This is a genomic window from Arthrobacter sp. SlRoot2-15 (genome assembly GCF_059739345.1).
This window is the reverse complement of the sequence record NZ_AP046058.1, coordinates 3,121,220-3,135,542: the sequence shown is the minus strand read 5'-3', so window position 1 is coordinate 3,135,542 and position 14,323 is coordinate 3,121,220. Positions and strand designations below refer to the sequence as shown.

Annotated in this window: 15 protein-coding genes; all 15 read right to left on the bottom strand. The window is 66.0% G+C overall.

Annotation, left to right across the window (positions count from 1 at the left end; all coding sequences use genetic code 11):
* The 15 genes from atpD to prmC all read right to left on the bottom strand — a co-directional run bounded on the left by atpD (position 1) and on the right by prmC (position 14,294).
* On the bottom strand, positions 1 to 1,455 hold the full coding sequence (gene atpD / locus AC6I9V_RS14490) for a F0F1 ATP synthase subunit beta (protein WP_138768903.1): 1,455 nt from the start codon (positions 1,453 to 1,455) through the stop codon (positions 1 to 3).
* Positions 1,456 to 1,537: 82 nt separating this feature from the next.
* Positions 1,538 to 2,431, bottom strand: a complete 894-nt coding sequence (locus tag AC6I9V_RS14485; protein ID WP_497899915.1) for a F0F1 ATP synthase subunit gamma — start codon at positions 2,429 to 2,431, stop codon at positions 1,538 to 1,540.
* Between the two features lie 75 nt (positions 2,432 to 2,506).
* On the bottom strand, positions 2,507 to 4,144 hold the full coding sequence (atpA, locus tag AC6I9V_RS14480; protein WP_349412214.1) for a F0F1 ATP synthase subunit alpha: 1,638 nt from the start codon (positions 4,142 to 4,144) through the stop codon (positions 2,507 to 2,509).
* Positions 4,145 to 4,227: 83 nt separating this feature from the next.
* Positions 4,228 to 5,055 (bottom strand): F0F1 ATP synthase subunit delta, encoded by an 828-nt coding sequence (locus tag AC6I9V_RS14475; protein WP_497899914.1) that lies wholly within the window; start codon positions 5,053 to 5,055, stop codon positions 4,228 to 4,230.
* Positions 5,055 to 5,606 carry a F0F1 ATP synthase subunit B gene (locus AC6I9V_RS14470; RefSeq protein WP_349412185.1) on the bottom strand — a complete coding sequence of 184 codons (552 nt, stop codon included), beginning with the start codon at positions 5,604 to 5,606 and terminating at the stop codon, positions 5,055 to 5,057. The genes AC6I9V_RS14475 and AC6I9V_RS14470 overlap by 1 nt, the downstream gene beginning before the upstream one ends.
* A gap of 53 nt (positions 5,607 to 5,659) precedes the next feature.
* The gene (gene atpE / locus AC6I9V_RS14465) at positions 5,660 to 5,878 is read right to left on the bottom strand and encodes an ATP synthase F0 subunit C (RefSeq protein ID WP_003804776.1); all 219 of its coding nucleotides are present in this window, start codon (positions 5,876 to 5,878) and stop codon (positions 5,660 to 5,662) included.
* Positions 5,879 to 5,959: 81 nt separating this feature from the next.
* The gene (gene atpB, locus AC6I9V_RS14460) at positions 5,960 to 6,760 is read right to left on the bottom strand and encodes a F0F1 ATP synthase subunit A (RefSeq protein ID WP_146337178.1); all 801 of its coding nucleotides are present in this window, start codon (positions 6,758 to 6,760) and stop codon (positions 5,960 to 5,962) included.
* Between the two features lie 91 nt (positions 6,761 to 6,851).
* Positions 6,852 to 7,181 carry a hypothetical protein gene (locus tag AC6I9V_RS14455; protein ID WP_349412184.1) on the bottom strand — a complete coding sequence of 110 codons (330 nt, stop codon included), beginning with the start codon at positions 7,179 to 7,181 and terminating at the stop codon, positions 6,852 to 6,854.
* Entirely contained in the window at positions 7,174 to 7,659 is a 486-nt protein-coding gene (locus tag AC6I9V_RS14450) for a Cg1360 family ATP-synthase-associated protein (RefSeq protein WP_349412183.1), read from the bottom strand. Before AC6I9V_RS14450 ends, AC6I9V_RS14455 begins: the two co-directional genes overlap by 8 nt.
* Positions 7,660 to 7,737: 78 nt before the next feature.
* Positions 7,738 to 8,760: an MraY family glycosyltransferase gene (locus AC6I9V_RS14445; protein WP_497899913.1), complete on the bottom strand. Its 1,023-nt coding sequence runs from the start codon at positions 8,758 to 8,760 to the stop codon at positions 7,738 to 7,740.
* Positions 8,760 to 10,628: a polysaccharide biosynthesis protein gene (locus AC6I9V_RS14440; RefSeq protein WP_497899912.1), complete on the bottom strand. Its 1,869-nt coding sequence runs from the start codon at positions 10,626 to 10,628 to the stop codon at positions 8,760 to 8,762. Before AC6I9V_RS14440 ends, AC6I9V_RS14445 begins: the two co-directional genes overlap by 1 nt.
* Before the next feature lie 114 nt (positions 10,629 to 10,742).
* The gene (locus tag AC6I9V_RS14435) at positions 10,743 to 11,687 is read right to left on the bottom strand and encodes a glycosyltransferase (RefSeq protein WP_497899911.1); all 945 of its coding nucleotides are present in this window, start codon (positions 11,685 to 11,687) and stop codon (positions 10,743 to 10,745) included.
* A 6-nt stretch (positions 11,688 to 11,693) separates the two neighbouring features.
* Positions 11,694 to 12,605 (bottom strand): glycosyltransferase, encoded by a 912-nt coding sequence (locus tag AC6I9V_RS14430; protein WP_497899910.1) that lies wholly within the window; start codon positions 12,603 to 12,605, stop codon positions 11,694 to 11,696.
* A gap of 1 nt (position 12,606) precedes the next feature.
* Complete coding sequence (locus AC6I9V_RS14425) at positions 12,607 to 13,398, bottom strand: L-threonylcarbamoyladenylate synthase (protein ID WP_497899909.1); 792 nt, start codon at positions 13,396 to 13,398, stop codon at positions 12,607 to 12,609.
* The gene (gene prmC / locus AC6I9V_RS14420; protein WP_349412178.1) at positions 13,395 to 14,294 is read right to left on the bottom strand and encodes a peptide chain release factor N(5)-glutamine methyltransferase; all 900 of its coding nucleotides are present in this window, start codon (positions 14,292 to 14,294) and stop codon (positions 13,395 to 13,397) included. The genes AC6I9V_RS14425 and prmC overlap by 4 nt, the downstream gene beginning before the upstream one ends.
* Between the last annotated feature and the right edge of the window lie 29 nt (positions 14,295 to 14,323).

The window sequence follows — 14,323 nt, the reverse complement described above, 5'->3', positions numbered from 1 at the left end:
TTACTTGGTCTGTTCCTGGATCTTGGCCCACTGGCGTTCGACGTCGTCCAGGCCGCCGACGTTGAAGAACGCCTGCTCTGCGATGTGGTCGAGGTCGCCGTCGCAGATCGCGGTGAAGCCTTCAACGGTGTCCTTGATGGACACGGTGGAGCCTTCGACGCCGGTGAACTGCTTGGCCGTGTAGGTGTTCTGCGACAGGAACTGCTGGATGCGGCGTGCACGCGACACGACGATCTTGTCTTCCTCGGAGAGTTCATCGACACCGAGGATGGCGATGATGTCCTGGAGTTCCTTGTTCTTCTGCAGGATCTGCTTGACGCGGACGGCCGTGTTGTAGTGGTCGTGTCCGATGTACTGCGGATCCAGGATGCGGGAGGTCGACGTCAGCGGGTCAACGGCCGGGTACAGACCACGGGAGGCGATTTCACGGGAAAGTTCCGTGGTCGCGTCGAGGTGTGCGAAGGTCGTGGCCGGGGCCGGGTCGGTGTAGTCATCTGCGGGAACGTAGATGGCCTGCATCGAGGTGATGGAGTGGCCCTTGGTGGACGTGATGCGCTCCTGGAGGAGGCCCATCTCGTCAGCCAGGTTGGGCTGGTAGCCCACGGCCGACGGCATGCGGCCGAGGAGGGTGGAAACCTCGGAGCCTGCCTGGGTGAAGCGGAAGATGTTGTCGATGAAGAGCAGCACGTCCTGGTTCTGCACATCGCGGAAGTACTCCGCCATGGTCAGGGCGGACAGGGCCACGCGCAGACGCGTTCCCGGCGGCTCATCCATCTGGCCGAAGACAAGGGCGGTGTCCTTGAGGACGCCGGCCTCTTCCATTTCGACCCAGAGGTCGTTGCCTTCACGGGTACGCTCGCCGACACCGGCGAACACCGAGGTGCCGCCGAAGTTGCGGGCAACACGGGTGATCATTTCCTGGATCAGCACGGTCTTGCCGACGCCGGCGCCGCCGAACAGGCCGATCTTGCCACCCTTGATGTACGGGGTGAGCAGGTCGATCACCTTGATGCCGGTTTCCAGCATCTCGGTGGAGCCTTCGAGGGTCGCGAACGCGGGAGCCTTGCGGTGGATCGGCCAGCGTTCGCTGATCTGCAGCTCGGACTCGGTCACGTCGAGGGGCTGGCCCAGGACGTTGAAGATGTGGCCCTTGACGCCGTCGCCGACGGGGACGGAGATCGGGGCACCGGTGTCAACCACGTTGGTGCCGCGGACCAGGCCGTCGGTCGCCTGCAGCGAGATGGCGCGGATGAGGTTGTCGCCGAGGTGCAGCGCAACTTCGAAGGTGATGGTCTTGGTCTCACCGTTGAGAGTAATCTCCGTGGTGAGTGCGTTGTAAATCGAGGGGATTGCGTCAGCCGGGAATTCGACGTCGACAACCGGGCCAATAACACGGGCAATACGGCCGGTGGCACCGGACGTTGCGGCTACGTGTTCGGTAGCAGTGGCAGTCATCTCTCTCACTTCACTCAGTAGATGGCGTGGGCGGTTAAGTTTGTTCTTTGGTGCAGGTACAGCTGGGTCCGTAGCGGGCAGGCTAGGACGCGTTCAACGCGTCGGCGCCTGCCACGATTTCGGAAAGCTCCTGCGTAATTTCAGCCTGGCGGGCAGTGTTGCGCAGACGCGTGTACTTCTTGATGAGTTCCGTGGCGTTGTCGCCGGCGGACTTCATCGCACGCTGGCGGGCGGCGAGCTCGGAAGCTGCTGCCTGCAACATGGCGGCGAAGATGCGTGACTCGATGTAGCGCGGCAGCAGGGCATCGAGTACCTGCTCCGTTTCCGGCTCGAATTCGTAGAGCGGCAGGAGCTCCGACTCGGAGGCAGCCTGCTCTTCGACGACCTCGAGCGGGAGCAGGCGGATAACCGTCGGCTCCTGGGTCACCATGGACTTGAAGCGGGTATAGACAACGTGGATCTCGTCGACGCCGCCCTCTTCATAGGCCGTGGCGAAGTCAGCCAGCAGTGCTTCGCCGACCTCCCGCGCCGTCTCGAACAGCGGTGCGTCGGTGTTGCCGGTCCACACCCGCTCGTAGGGGCGGTTGCGGAACTCGAAGTATGCCTGTGCCTTGCGGCCCATGACGTACGTCTTGACTTCCTTGCCCTCTTCGTGGAGCAGCTCGGTGAGGCCTTCCGCCTGCTTGAGCACCGTCGCCGAGTAGGACCCTGCGAGGCCGCGGTCGGAGGTGATGACCAGGACGGCGGCGCGGCGGATCTGCTCCGGCTCGGTAACCAGCGGGTGGTCGATTTCGCTCTGAGTTGCGACAGCAGAAACGGCGCGCGTAATCGCGTTTGCGTAAGGCAGTGAAGCCGCTACGCGTGCGCGGGCCTTGCCGATGCGCGAGGTAGCGATCAGTTCCATCGCCTTGAAGATCTTGCGCATCGACGTCGTCGAGCTGATCTTCTGGCGGTAGACCCGAATCTGGGCTCCCATACTTATCCTTTCCTAAGATCCCGGTGGCCGGGACTGCCGGAACCCGCGGGGGTCCGGCAGTCCCTGCCAGCGAAACTAGCGCTTCTGCTTGACGATTTTTTCCTGGTCGACCTGGTCCTCGTCGATCGGGGCGTACTCCTCGTGCCCCGCACCGACCAGGTAGCTGTCGCCCTCGCCGAAGAAGCCCTTCTTGAAGTCCACGATCGCGGTCTTCAGCGCTTCAGCGGTGTCATCGTCCATAACGTTGGTCTGCGCCAGCGTGGTCAGGATGGAGGACTTGTGCTTGAGGTGCTCCAGGAACTCGGTCTCGAAGCGGTTGATGTCTTCAACCGGAACGTCGTCGAGGTAACCGTTGGTGCCGGCCCAAATGGAGACAACCTGGTCCTCGACCGGGAACGGCGAGTACTGGCCCTGCTTGAGCAGTTCCATCAGGCGTGCGCCGCGGGTCAGCTGCTGGCGGGATGCGGCGTCGAGGTCCGAGGCGAACATGGCGAATGCCTGCATGTCCCGGTACTGGGCCAGTTCCAGCTTCAAGGTACCGGAGACCTTCTTCATGGACTTGACCTGCGCGGCGCCACCAACACGGGAGACGGACACGCCGACGTCGACGGCGGGGCGCTGGTTGGCGTTGAAGAGGTCCGACTGCAGGAAGATCTGGCCGTCGGTGATCGAGATGACGTTGGTCGGGATGTAGGCGGACACGTCGTTCGCCTTGGTCTCGATCAGCGGCAGGCCGGTCATGGAGCCAGCACCGAGTTCGTCGGAGAGCTTTGCACAACGCTCCAGCAGGCGGGAGTGCAAGTAGAAGACGTCGCCCGGGTAGGCTTCACGTCCCGGCGGGCGGCGGAGCAGCAGCGACACGGCGCGGTAGGCTTCGGCCTGCTTGGAGAGGTCATCGAAGACGATGAGGACGTGCTTGCCGCCGTACATCCAGTGCTGGCCGATGGCCGAACCGGCGTACGGTGCCAGGTACTTGAAGCCTGCGGGGTCGGAGGCGGGGGAAGCCACGATGGTCGTGTATTCCAGCGCGCCGTTGTCCTCGAGGGTCTGGCGCACGGCGGCGATCGTCGAGGCCTTCTGGCCGATTGCCACGTAGATGCAGCGGACCTGCTTCTTCACGTCGCCCGAAGCCCAGTTGGCCTTCTGGTTGATGATCGTGTCGATGGCGATGGCGGACTTGCCGGTCTGGCGGTCGCCGATGATCAGCTGACGCTGGCCGCGGCCGATCGGGATCATGGCGTCAATAGCCTTGAGTCCGGTCTGCATCGGCTCGTGGACCGACTTACGCTGGGTCACGCCGGGCGCCTGGAGTTCCAGCGCACGGGTGGTCTCGGCCTTGATCTCGCCGAGGTCGTCGATGGGCTGGCCCAGCGGGTCAACCACGCGGCCGAGGAAGGCGTCGCCGACCGGGACGGACAGAACCTGTCCGGTGCGGTGGACTTCCTGGCCCTCTTCGATGCCGGTGAAGTCACCGAGCACGATCACGCCGATCTCGCGGACGTCGAGGTTCTGGGCCAGGCCCAGCGTGCCGTCTTCGAAACGAAGCAACTCGTTCGCCATGACCGAGGGAAGGCCCTCAACACGGGCGATGCCGTCACCTGCGGTTGTTACACGGCCAACCTCTACGCGCTCTGCGTTTCCGGGTTCGTAGGACGCCGCGAACTCGTTCAACGCATTACGGACGTCGTCGGCGTTGATGGTCAATTCGGCCATCTGCAGTCCCTGCTCTCCTGTTTTCGTGATCATCGTTGCTCACGATGACCGGGGTTTCTTGTCGGTAAGTTGTGCTTGTCCGGCTAACCAGCAAGCTGGCGGTGGAGCTGGCCCAGGCGGGCGAGGACCGAAGCGTCAACCACTTCGTCGCCAATCTGGATCCGGATGCCACCGATCAGTGCCGGGTCAACGTTCATGTTGATCTTGAGCTCGCGGCCGTACAGGGCATTGAGCCCTGCCTGCAGACGGCTGGCCTGGGCCTCCGTCAGCGGACGGGTGACGCTGACCGTGGCGATCCAGCGCTGCTGGCGCTTGGCGGCAAGCTCGGCAAAACGGCTGACGAGCTTGGTGGCCTTGAGCCCGCGCGGCTGCGAGACTGCCTGTCCAATAAGGACCTTCGCCTCCTCGCTTGCACTGGGCACGAGCTTCTCGGCGAGAGCAACCTTGGCTGCCTGGCTCGCCTGCGGCTCGGACAGGGAACGCTGAACCTCGTGGCTGGCATCGACGGCCTGGTTGAAGGCGAACAGATCGTTCTCCAGCGCTTCCAGTCCGGTGATGCCCGAGGCAGAGACTGCCGACTTGTTTTCAGCAACGGCAATTACCACCGAAGCGGCAAGAGTCTCGAGTGCATCGCCGATGTCACGAGCCGACGCCCAGCGTGAGCCGGCCAGCCCGCTCGCGATCTCCACAGCGTCAGCGGAGACTTTTCCGCCGAAAAGCTGCTTGACCAGCGCCGACTTTTCGTCACCGCTGCGGGACGGGTCGGTCAGGGCACGGCGCAAGCCAGCCGAGCTGTCCACCGTTCCCAGGATTCCGAAGAGTTCCTTAGCCAACTGCAGCGAGGCGTTGGGAAGCTTGGCCTCCAACGCGACGAGTGCCGCGGTCAGCGATTCGCTCGATACACCTGCCATTACTTAGCTGCACCTGCGTTCTGGTTCTCCAGATCTGCCAGGAAGCGGTCAACCACGCGGGCTGAACGTGCATCGTCGGTGAGTGCTTCGCCAACGATGCGGCCGGCCAGCGTGGTGGCCAGCGTGCCGACCTCTGCGCGGAGCGACACGACGGCCGCCTGGCGCTCGGATTCGATCTGCGCGTGTGCCTGGGCGGTGATGCGGGCAGACTCGGCAGCTGCCTTCTCCTTCAGATCCGCCAGGATCTGGGCGCCTTCGGCACGGGCTTCCTCGCGGATGCGGTTGGCCTCGGTGCGGGCGTCCGTGAGCTGCTGCTTGTACTCTTCGAGTGCCGCAGAAGCTTCTGCCTGCGCCTTTTCGGCTTTGGCAATGCCGCCTTCAATCGCCTCGGCACGCTCTGCGAAGTTCTTCTCGAACATCGGGACTACGTACTTCGTCACGATGAACAGGAGGACAGCAAAGCCTGCAAAGACGACAAACATTTCCCAAGGGTTGGGAACGAGGGGGTTGGTTGCACCCTCGGTGGCGGCTGAGATGATCAGCTGCTTCATATTTCACCCGTCCTTATCTACTCGGTTCTGGATGTTCGCTGGGTTCTGAAGGTTTACTTGAGAACGAATGCGAAGACCAGGCCGAGGATGGCGAGGGCTTCAGTCAGCGCAAGGCCGAGGAATGCGATCGGCTGCAGCACGCGCTGAGCTTCCGGCTGACGTGCGACGCCGTTGATGTAAGCAGCGAACACGAGACCCACACCGATACCACCGCCGATGGCGGAGAGGCCGTAGCCGATGAGGTTGAGGGAGCCGTTGATGGAGCCTTCCATTTTTCTTCCTTTCAAGATGCCACCCGTGTGGCAGGTTGTTTGGGTTGCTTCATCCCCCTGGGGGGGAAGTTTGTGGGAGCCTTAGTGGCTGTCGGCGTGCAGTGCGCCTTCGATGTAGATCGCGGTCAGCAGCGTGAAGACGTACGCCTGGAGCGCCATGATCAGCGCCTCCAGCATGTACATCGCCAGCGAGCCGGCCAGGACCAAGACCGAGGCGCCCTTGAGCAGGACATTCTCCTGCATGACCAGGAACTCGATGCCGGAACCGGCGATCATCACGATCAGGTGACCGGCCAGCATGGTGGCGAACAGACGGAGGCTGTGCGTCACGGGCCGGACCAGGAAGTTGGAGATGATCTCGATCGGGATGACGATCGGGAGGATGTAGACCGGCACGCCGCTCGGCACGGTGGCCAGCTTGAAGTACTTCAGGCCGTTCTTCTTGATGCCGATCGCGATCCAGGTGACGTACACGATCGCGGCGAGCACGTAGGCGCCGCCGACGTGCGAGAAGCTCGGGAGCTGGATCACGGGGATCGCGCCGTAAATGTTGTTCACCAGGATGAAGAAGAACAGGCTGAACAGCAGCGGAACGTACTTGATGAAGTCTTTGCCGCCGATGATGTCCTTGGCGATGCCGTTGCGGACGAAGCCGTAGGCGGCCTCGCCTGCGAACTGCAGCTTGCCGGGAACGAGCTGCTGCTTACGCGCAGCCAGCACAAAGAATGTGGCGATAATGACGACCGAGAGGATCACCAGCAGCATCTGCTTGGAGAATCCTTCGGCCGCACCCCAAGGCAGGATAGCCGGCAGGTGCATTTGTTCAATTCCAGGAGGAGTGAACTCTCCTGAATCTTGGGCCGGGAGCGCAAGCGCGATCAACGCGTTTCCTCTCTGCAGTGTCCATCATTGGGCGTTGGGCGGGGAGCGGCGACATTCCTGTCAGCCATTCCCCCTCTGAAATTTTTTGGCATTACTGTTCCGCGTCCTTGGACGGGCCACCTGCAGCGCCGTCTCCACCAGCCGGATTTCGGTGGCTGGTGAGGCCGTGCATATGAGAAAGATAGAACCCTCCCGCAGCTCCAAGCAGGGCGCCTGCGAGCACAATCCAGCGGGTTCCCCACAGATTATCCAGACCCCACCCTATCAAACTCCAGACGATGATTCCGCCAACAATGTAGCTGAAGACGGCGATCCCGGCGTTGTATCCGCCGTCGTTGCCGTCCTGCGACACGCCGGGGGCGCCGCCCGTGCTGCGGGGCGTTTTGGGGGTGTTCTTCTCGCGCTCGTTGCGGCTAGGCATGGGTGCCGCCTTCCGTGGAGTCGGGGTCGTTGTAGATCTGCAGCCGGGCCTTGCGGAAGCCGATGACTTCGGCTGCCTGCCAGGCGACAACGCTGACGACGGCGCCGATCAGGAACCAGCGTTCGTGCAGCCAGCCGGGGGCGCCAATGACAAACAGCACCACCGCGAAGCCCACGACCTTCACGAAGTAGGTGGCGACGAACAATCCGATCGCACCCGAGGGGTTGTTGCGTCCGACGAAGTGGCCGATCGCCAGGCTGATCGCGAAGAAGGCCATCACCAGCGCGCCGCCGAAGAGGCTCGACAGGGCGCCGAAGCCGCCGTTGAAGACGAAGGCGAGGGCTGCGGTGACCAGGAGGGCTCCCCCGGCGGCCGCCGCGCTGATGGCCAGCAGCCGCAGCCACAGCGACGGGGTGGGGCCGGAAGCGCCAACGGGTCCGCTGCCGGACGTACGTCCGGACTCGGCGTTGGAGCTCATGGGATCCCAATCGTCGGTGGTGGTAAGGGCGGAGGCGGCGACAAGCCGCCCCTGAATTCTACACGAGATAGAACACGGCTAGGCCACCGGGAGGCGGGTGACCTTGGAACGGCGCCGGAACCGGCGGATCAGGTCCGGGGACGCCAGGTACAGGACCAGGATCAGCAGGCTGCCGGCCACACAGAGGGCGACGGCGGGCAGCGGCGCGGTGGCGGCGATGAATCCGAGCACAATCACGGCCGCGGTGCACACGGTGACCAGGGCGGCCGATTGCAGGTGCGTGAATCCGACGTCGGTGAGCCGCTGGTAGACGTGCTCGCGGTGGGACGCGTACCAGCGTTCCCCCCCCTTGATCCGGCGCAGCAGGGTGTAGCCCGTGTCCGCGGCGTAGACCAGGATCGGCGTGAGCAGGTACTCGACGTAGACACCGGAGAGGAATCCGGCCACGGCAAGGGCGGCGATCGAGGCGCCCAGCAGGTAGCTGCCGACGTCGCCGAGGAAGACCGCTCCGCGGCTAAGGTTCCACGGCAGGAAGCCGAGGAAGGACATGGAGAGCACCGCGCCGCCGGCGGTCAGCCAGGGCTGGTCGGCGAGCAGGCCGGCCACCGCGTAGGCGCCGCCGGCGGTGACCCCGTGCAGGCCGGAGATCCCGTTGATGCCGTCCATGAAGTTGGCAATGTTGACATAGGCCGCAATCGCGACGGCGGCCAGCGGAAGCCACCAGAAGGACTGGCCGGTCAGCGCGATCAGCGCCGCGGAGCCGGCGGCCCCGATGCCGAGCTGCGCGGCGGCGCGGCCCCGGATGGACAGTCCCCGCAGGTCCTCGATCCAGCCCACGGCCGAACATGCGGCGATGATCGCCAGCACCACGGCGAACACCGAGCGGTCCACCGTGACGACGCCGAGCATGACTGCGGCCAGGTAACCCGTGGCGGTGGCCAGGGCTGTGGCAACACCCATCCCGCGGATCGTTGCCTTGTGGTGGGAGGACCGGGCGGAGGGCACGTCCACCACCCCCATCCGGACCAGCCACGGCTTCACCGCAAGGGGCAGCAGCAGGCTGGCCAGCAGCGTGATCCCGGCCGCCACGGCCAGCGGCATCACGAGGCCACCCGGATCTCGCCCGCTTCGTCGGCCTCGTCGTCGGGGATGTCAGCGATGCTTGCACCCTGCTCCGCTTCGCAGCGGGCCAGCCAGACATTGAGGTCAAGCTTGTCCGGGTCCTGCTGCGATGCCTTGGTGTGGGAAATCTTCGGGTGCAGGGGCCGCTGGTCCAGCTCGCCGGTGCCGACCAGCTCCTCATGCAGCTTCTCCCCCGGCCGTAACCCGGTGTAGATGATCTCGACCTTCTTGCCGGACATGGCGATCATGCGCTGGGCGACGTCCAGGATCCGCACCGGCTCGCCCATGTCCAGGATCATCACGTCGCCGCCCGCGCCGATTGCGCCGGCCTGGATCACCAGCTGGCAGGCCTCGGGGATTGTCATAAAGAAACGGGTGACGTCGGGATCGGTGACCGTGACGGGGCCGCCCACCCGGATCTGTTCGGTGAAAAGGGGCAGCATCGAGCCGCGGCTGCCCATCACGTTGCCGAAGCGGACCGAGACGAACTTGCCGCCGGTCTGGCCGGCCATCCAGGCCGTCAGCTTTTCCGCGACCCGCTTGGAGTGGCCCAGGGCGGTGGTGGGATTGGCGGCCTTGTCGGTGGAGATGTTCACGAAGTGCGAGACGCCGGCCCGCTGGGCGGCGCGCAGGACGTTCAGGGTGCCGCAGACGTTGGTCTTCCAGGCCTCCACCGGGTACTGCTGGAGCAGCGGCGCGTGCTTAAGCGCGGCCGCGTGGAACACCACTTCGGGTCGCCGGTCCTCGAAGATGTCCTGGAGCGCCTCGCCGTCGCGGATGTTGGCCAGCACGGTATCGCGGCCGGCCAGCAGGCCCCGGCCGGTGATGGAGATCTGGGTGTGCTGCAAGCCGGTCTCGTCGTGGTCGAGCATGATCAGTTCCGCCGGGGAGAACTGCACGATCTGGCGGCAGAGCTCCGAGCCGATCGAGCCGCCGGCGCCGGTCACGAGCACGCGTTTGTCCTTGATGTAGCCGGCGATTTCGTCGACCTTGATGTCGACGGGCCGGCGGCCGATCAGGTCCTCGACCGCCACGTCGCGGAAGTCGGAGAAGCCGTCGGGTGCCCCGCCGCCGAGCATGTCCCGCAGCGGGGGCAGCACCAGCACGCGGATGTTCAGGCCCGCGACGGCGTCGGAGATGCGGCGCACCACCGGCGCCTCGACGTTGGCGAAGGCCAGGACCAGCACCCTCGCGCGGGTCCGGCGGATAATCGCCGGGAGGTCATCGCCCCGGCCGAGGACCTGGACTCCGGAGAGGCGCAGGTGCTTCTTCGCCGGGTCGTCGTCGATCAGGCCCACCGGGAAGTACGGGGAATCCGAGTCCTGCAGCATCCGGGTCAGCAGCGAGTTGCCGAGGAATCCCGCGCCGTAGATCAGGGTGTTCTGTGCCTCGTCGCCGGGCCGCGTTTTGCCCTCGACGTAGAGCCGTTTCGCGTAGCGGGCCGCGCCCATAAAGAGGCAGGCGAAGGGGAAGGCGATCAGGCCCACGCTGCGGCCGATGTTGATGGCCTCGTACAGCACCAGCAGGCTCACGGTGATCGAGGCGGCCACAATCACGGTGACGAAGACGAGGGCCCTGGCCTCCTGGAAGCTGCCGAAGGGATAGCGTCCCCGGTACAGGGCAAGGGCATAGCCGGCCAGTATCTGGGCGACGACGGCGATGGCGGCAATGACGAAGGCGCCGGCGAATTGCTCCGCGCGGATGCCCATCTCGTAGCGCAGCAGCAGGGCGAGGACGATCGCCACGATCCACGACATGGAGTCGAGGATCAGCTGGATCCAGATCCAGAGGGCGGGCTTCTCGTCCCGTTGTGCGGCTGTTTCGCGCGCTTCAGATTTCGTAGTCAACAGAGATTGCAACCGACTTCCACTACCACGGCGGCCAGGCGCCTGTTTCAAAAAATACCCCGCCGCGACTGTCGGACGGCGTCGGGGCCTAAAACGATACTAATCTCTTTCGCGTCAGCTGCCCGGCTCCGCGGGCAGCGGCGGCATGGGTTTCCAGCCGCGGTCGGCGAGGATGGCGCGGGATTCCCGCCATCCGCCCCAGAGCGCCCCGGTCCCCTTCAGCGTCCGTTCGACGAGGACGAGGCGGGCGATTTCCTTTAGGAAGGTCAGCGCCGTCCCGGCCCCGAAGCCCAGCCGGTTGAACCTGCCGTGGGCCCGGAGGTACTGCGCGACGTGGCCGCGGTTGCGCATCACGTAGCGGCGGCTCAGGTCCGAGGAATCGTTGAGGTGGCGCAGGCCGAGGTCCACCTGGCGCTGCGCCCGGACCTTTTTGATCACGAAGGCGTTGACGTAGACCACCGGAGTCTGTTGCGAGGCGAGCCAGCCGTAGATCAGGTCATCCCAGGTGATGAAGAAGCGCGGGTCCGGCAGCCCGATGCTGCGCGCCACCGAGGCCTTGATCAGCATGCCTTCGAAGTTGCCGACGTTGGTGCGGAACACCTCGGAGTGCGCGAACACGTCGCGGGACACCGGCAGGAAGACCCCGAGTGCCTCGACAAAATGGTGCTGCCAGAAGAAGGGTTTTCCGTCGGCGTCGTAGCGGCGGCCGATCAGGCAGGAGTAGTCCGGCGTGAACTTCGCCAGCGCCTCCACCGCGCCGGGGAGCACCTCGACGTCGTCGTCCATCAGCCACAGCCAGTCCGCGCCGCGGCCGAGCGCAAGCTCGACGCCGTGGGAGAACCCGCCGGCGCCGCCGATATTCTCGTCCAATCGCTCGTAGTCGATCGGCAGCCCGCCCGCCAGCGCCGCGGCGACGACGTCGGCCGTGTGGTCGCTGCTGGCGTTGTCCACCACGATGATCCGGGCCGGACCGGTGCCGAGGCGGGCGAAGGAATCGAGCAGGTTGCGCAGGTAGTCGGCCCGGTTGTAGGTGACGACGACGGCGCACAGGTTCTCCACGGCGGCCTAGCTGTTGCTGGACATCAGTTGCGCGGGCGAGCCGAAGCCCTTGCCGCGGAACCCGGTGGAATAGGCGCCGAACCAGTGCGCGAGGCCCTTGAAGTCCCCGGTTTTGAGGAAGTAGTACGGGAAGCCGATGATGTCCGCGCCGAACCAGCGCAGGTTACGGTACTTGCGGGTGAGGTAGCCCCGGTTGCGGAAGTAGCAGTAGCGCTTGAACTCGCCCTCCGGGATGACGGGGGTGATGAAGCCGCCGAAGATGGGCTTCATCTCGGTCCAGGTGGCGGGGTGCTGCACCGCCACGGTGGCCAGCGTGCCGTACTTCAGGCCGGCCTTTTTCACCCGCGAGAGGAAGTCGACTTCGTCCCCGCGGATGAAGAACTTCACGTCGGGGATGCCGATCTTGTAGAAGACCTCGGTGCGGATCAGGGCGCCGTTGAAGAAGTGAACCATGTCCGGGAGGTAGCCCATCGGGGCCAGCCGCGAGCGGTCGTTGGTCAGCAGCCCGTTGATCCGGAAGTTGAAGGAGAGCCGGTTGGGGTCGGCGGTGGCGGCGACCAGCGGGCTCACGATGTCGAGCCGGTGTTCCTCGGCGGTCTTGAGCAGCTCGGCGAGGCAGCTGGCGTCCTCGGGATGGCCGTCGTCGTCCATCATCCAGATCCACTCGGCGCCGCTGGCCATCGCGGCCATGATCGCGTAGGCAAAGCCGCCGGCGCCGCCGAGGTTCGCCTCGGAGCGCAGGTAGTTGATGTTCTCCGCCCCCTGGGCCTCGACGACGCCGGTGGCCGGCACGGTGCCGGAGTCCACGAGAGCGATCGAGTGGATCGGGGCGGTCTGATCCGCCAGACCCTTCAGCAGCAGGGCAAGTTCCTCGTGGCGGTCAAAGGTTACGGCCGCGACGGCGACTTTGGGCTGCATGTCAGTTCCTCGGGGAATCGTCGGGGGCCGAGTCGGCGGGCAGGCCGGCCTCGGCAGGATCGGCAGGCGCCCCAGCCGGCGCTTCGGCCGGAGTCTCGGCGGGCGTCTCGGCGGGGGCTTCGGCAGGCGGCTCTTCGCCGGCGCCCAGGACGCCGGGCACGATTTCGCGAAGGCGCTCAAGGCTGATGGCACCCTGGCGGACCACGCGCAGCGGCAGGGCCGTCGCGTCAATGATGGTGGAGGGTTCGGCGCCGTCGCCCTCGACCGGCCGGTGGCCGCCCTCCAGGTACACCTCGACCGATTCCGCCAGCTGCGCCTCCGCGTCGGCGGCGCTCTGGGCGGCGGCCTGGCCGGTCCGGTTGGCGGAGGAAACCGCCAGCGGCCCGGTGAGGGTGAGCAGGTCCTGGGCGACGTCGTCGGCCGGGAGCCGCAGGGCCACGGTGCCCTTGGTTTCGCCCAAGTCCCAGTCCAGCGAGGGCTGGGCGTGCAGGATCAGGGTCAGCCCGCCGGGCCAGAATGCCTCGGCCAGTTGGCGCGCCTCGGCCGGGACGTCGGTGGCGAGGCCGTCCAGGGCGTTCAGCCGCGGGATGAGCACCGGCGGCGGCATGCTCCGGCCGCGGCCCTTGGCGGCGAGCAGCAGCGTCACAGCCAGCGGGGAGAAGGCATCCGCGGCAATTCCGTACACCGTGTCGGTGGGCAGCACCACGCACTTGTTTTCCCGGATGGCCCGCTGGGCGTGTTCAAGTCCTGCGGCTCGCTGGTCCGCATCGGCGCAATCGTAGCTGGTCGTCACTGGGACATCCTTTCATCACTGCGGGTGGGGGCCGGTTTGCGGACGGCGCTGGTGGCGCGTTCCCGGCCGTTGAGGTCAAGATGGGTTGTCACACCGGACCAGAGACCTGAGCGCTCCAGCATCGCGGAAATCCAGCCGGCCTGGACCTCGGCGTGTTCCATCACAAAGTAACCGCCGGGGACCAGCAGCCTGGCCGCGGACGCGGCGGCCGCCGCGGGAAGTTCCATGCCGTCCGCTCCCCCGCCGTAAAGCGCCTCGGGCGGGTCGTGCAGCGCCACTTCGGGCTCGTTGGGAACCGCTTCGGCGGGGATGTACGGCGGATTGGACACGACGACGTCGAACGTTCCGTTGTGTTCGGGCAACGCGTCCCGCAGGTCGCCGCGCACCAGGCGGACGCCCAGCGGCAGGAGGTTCTTCGCCGCCCAGGCGTGCGCGAACTCGCTGAACTCCACGGCGTGGACCTCGGCGCCGGGCACCTCGTGCGCGATCGAGCCGGCAATCGCGCCGGAGCCGGTGCCCAGGTCCACCACCTTGGGGTGCGCCGATCCCGCCCGGTCCTTGAGCCAGTCGATCACCAGCTGGACCACGGACTCCGTTTCGGGCCGCGGGATGAACACCCCGGGGCCGACCGCGAGTTCCAGGTAGCGGAAGTGCGCCACGCCGGTGATGTGCTGCAGCGGGATCCGCTGAGCGCGCTCGGCCACCAGTTCGGCATAGCCGGCCGGCGCCGGCGTGTCGCCGAGCACCATGGCACGGAGCCGGCCCGGACCCACGCCCAGCAGGTGTCCGGCGAGCAGTTCGGCGTCCACCTTCGGGCTGGGCACGCCGGCGGCGGCGAGTACGGCCGTGGCCTCGCGGACGGCGTCCGCGAGGCTGGGAGCGGAATCAGGAATCATCAGGCTCAGGTGTCATCGGGGCGCAGGGC

Excerpts from the sequence above, each read along its gene's own strand:
- AC6I9V_RS14430 (WP_497899910.1), bottom strand. The coding sequence starts at position 12,605 with ATGCAGCCCAAAGTCGCCGTCGCGGCCGTAACCTTTGACCGCCACGAG.
- AC6I9V_RS14470 (WP_349412185.1), bottom strand. The coding sequence starts at position 5,606 with ATGAAGCAGCTGATCATCTCAGCCGCCACCGAGGGTGCAACCAACCCC.
- AC6I9V_RS14450 (WP_349412183.1), bottom strand. The coding sequence starts at position 7,659 with ATGAGCTCCAACGCCGAGTCCGGACGTACGTCCGGCAGCGGACCCGTT.
- atpD (WP_138768903.1), bottom strand. The coding sequence starts at position 1,455 with ATGACTGCCACTGCTACCGAACACGTAGCCGCAACGTCCGGTGCCACC.
- AC6I9V_RS14475 (WP_497899914.1), bottom strand. The coding sequence starts at position 5,055 with ATGGCAGGTGTATCGAGCGAATCGCTGACCGCGGCACTCGTCGCGTTG.
- AC6I9V_RS14455 (WP_349412184.1), bottom strand. The coding sequence starts at position 7,181 with ATGCCTAGCCGCAACGAGCGCGAGAAGAACACCCCCAAAACGCCCCGC.
- atpA (WP_349412214.1), bottom strand. The coding sequence starts at position 4,144 with ATGGCCGAATTGACCATCAACGCCGACGACGTCCGTAATGCGTTGAAC.
- AC6I9V_RS14485 (WP_497899915.1), bottom strand. The coding sequence starts at position 2,431 with ATGGGAGCCCAGATTCGGGTCTACCGCCAGAAGATCAGCTCGACGACG.
- atpE (WP_003804776.1), bottom strand. The coding sequence starts at position 5,878 with ATGGAAGGCTCCATCAACGGCTCCCTCAACCTCATCGGCTACGGCCTC.
- AC6I9V_RS14445 (WP_497899913.1), bottom strand. The coding sequence starts at position 8,760 with ATGCCGCTGGCCGTGGCGGCCGGGATCACGCTGCTGGCCAGCCTGCTG.
- prmC (WP_349412178.1), bottom strand. The coding sequence starts at position 14,294 with ATGATTCCTGATTCCGCTCCCAGCCTCGCGGACGCCGTCCGCGAGGCC.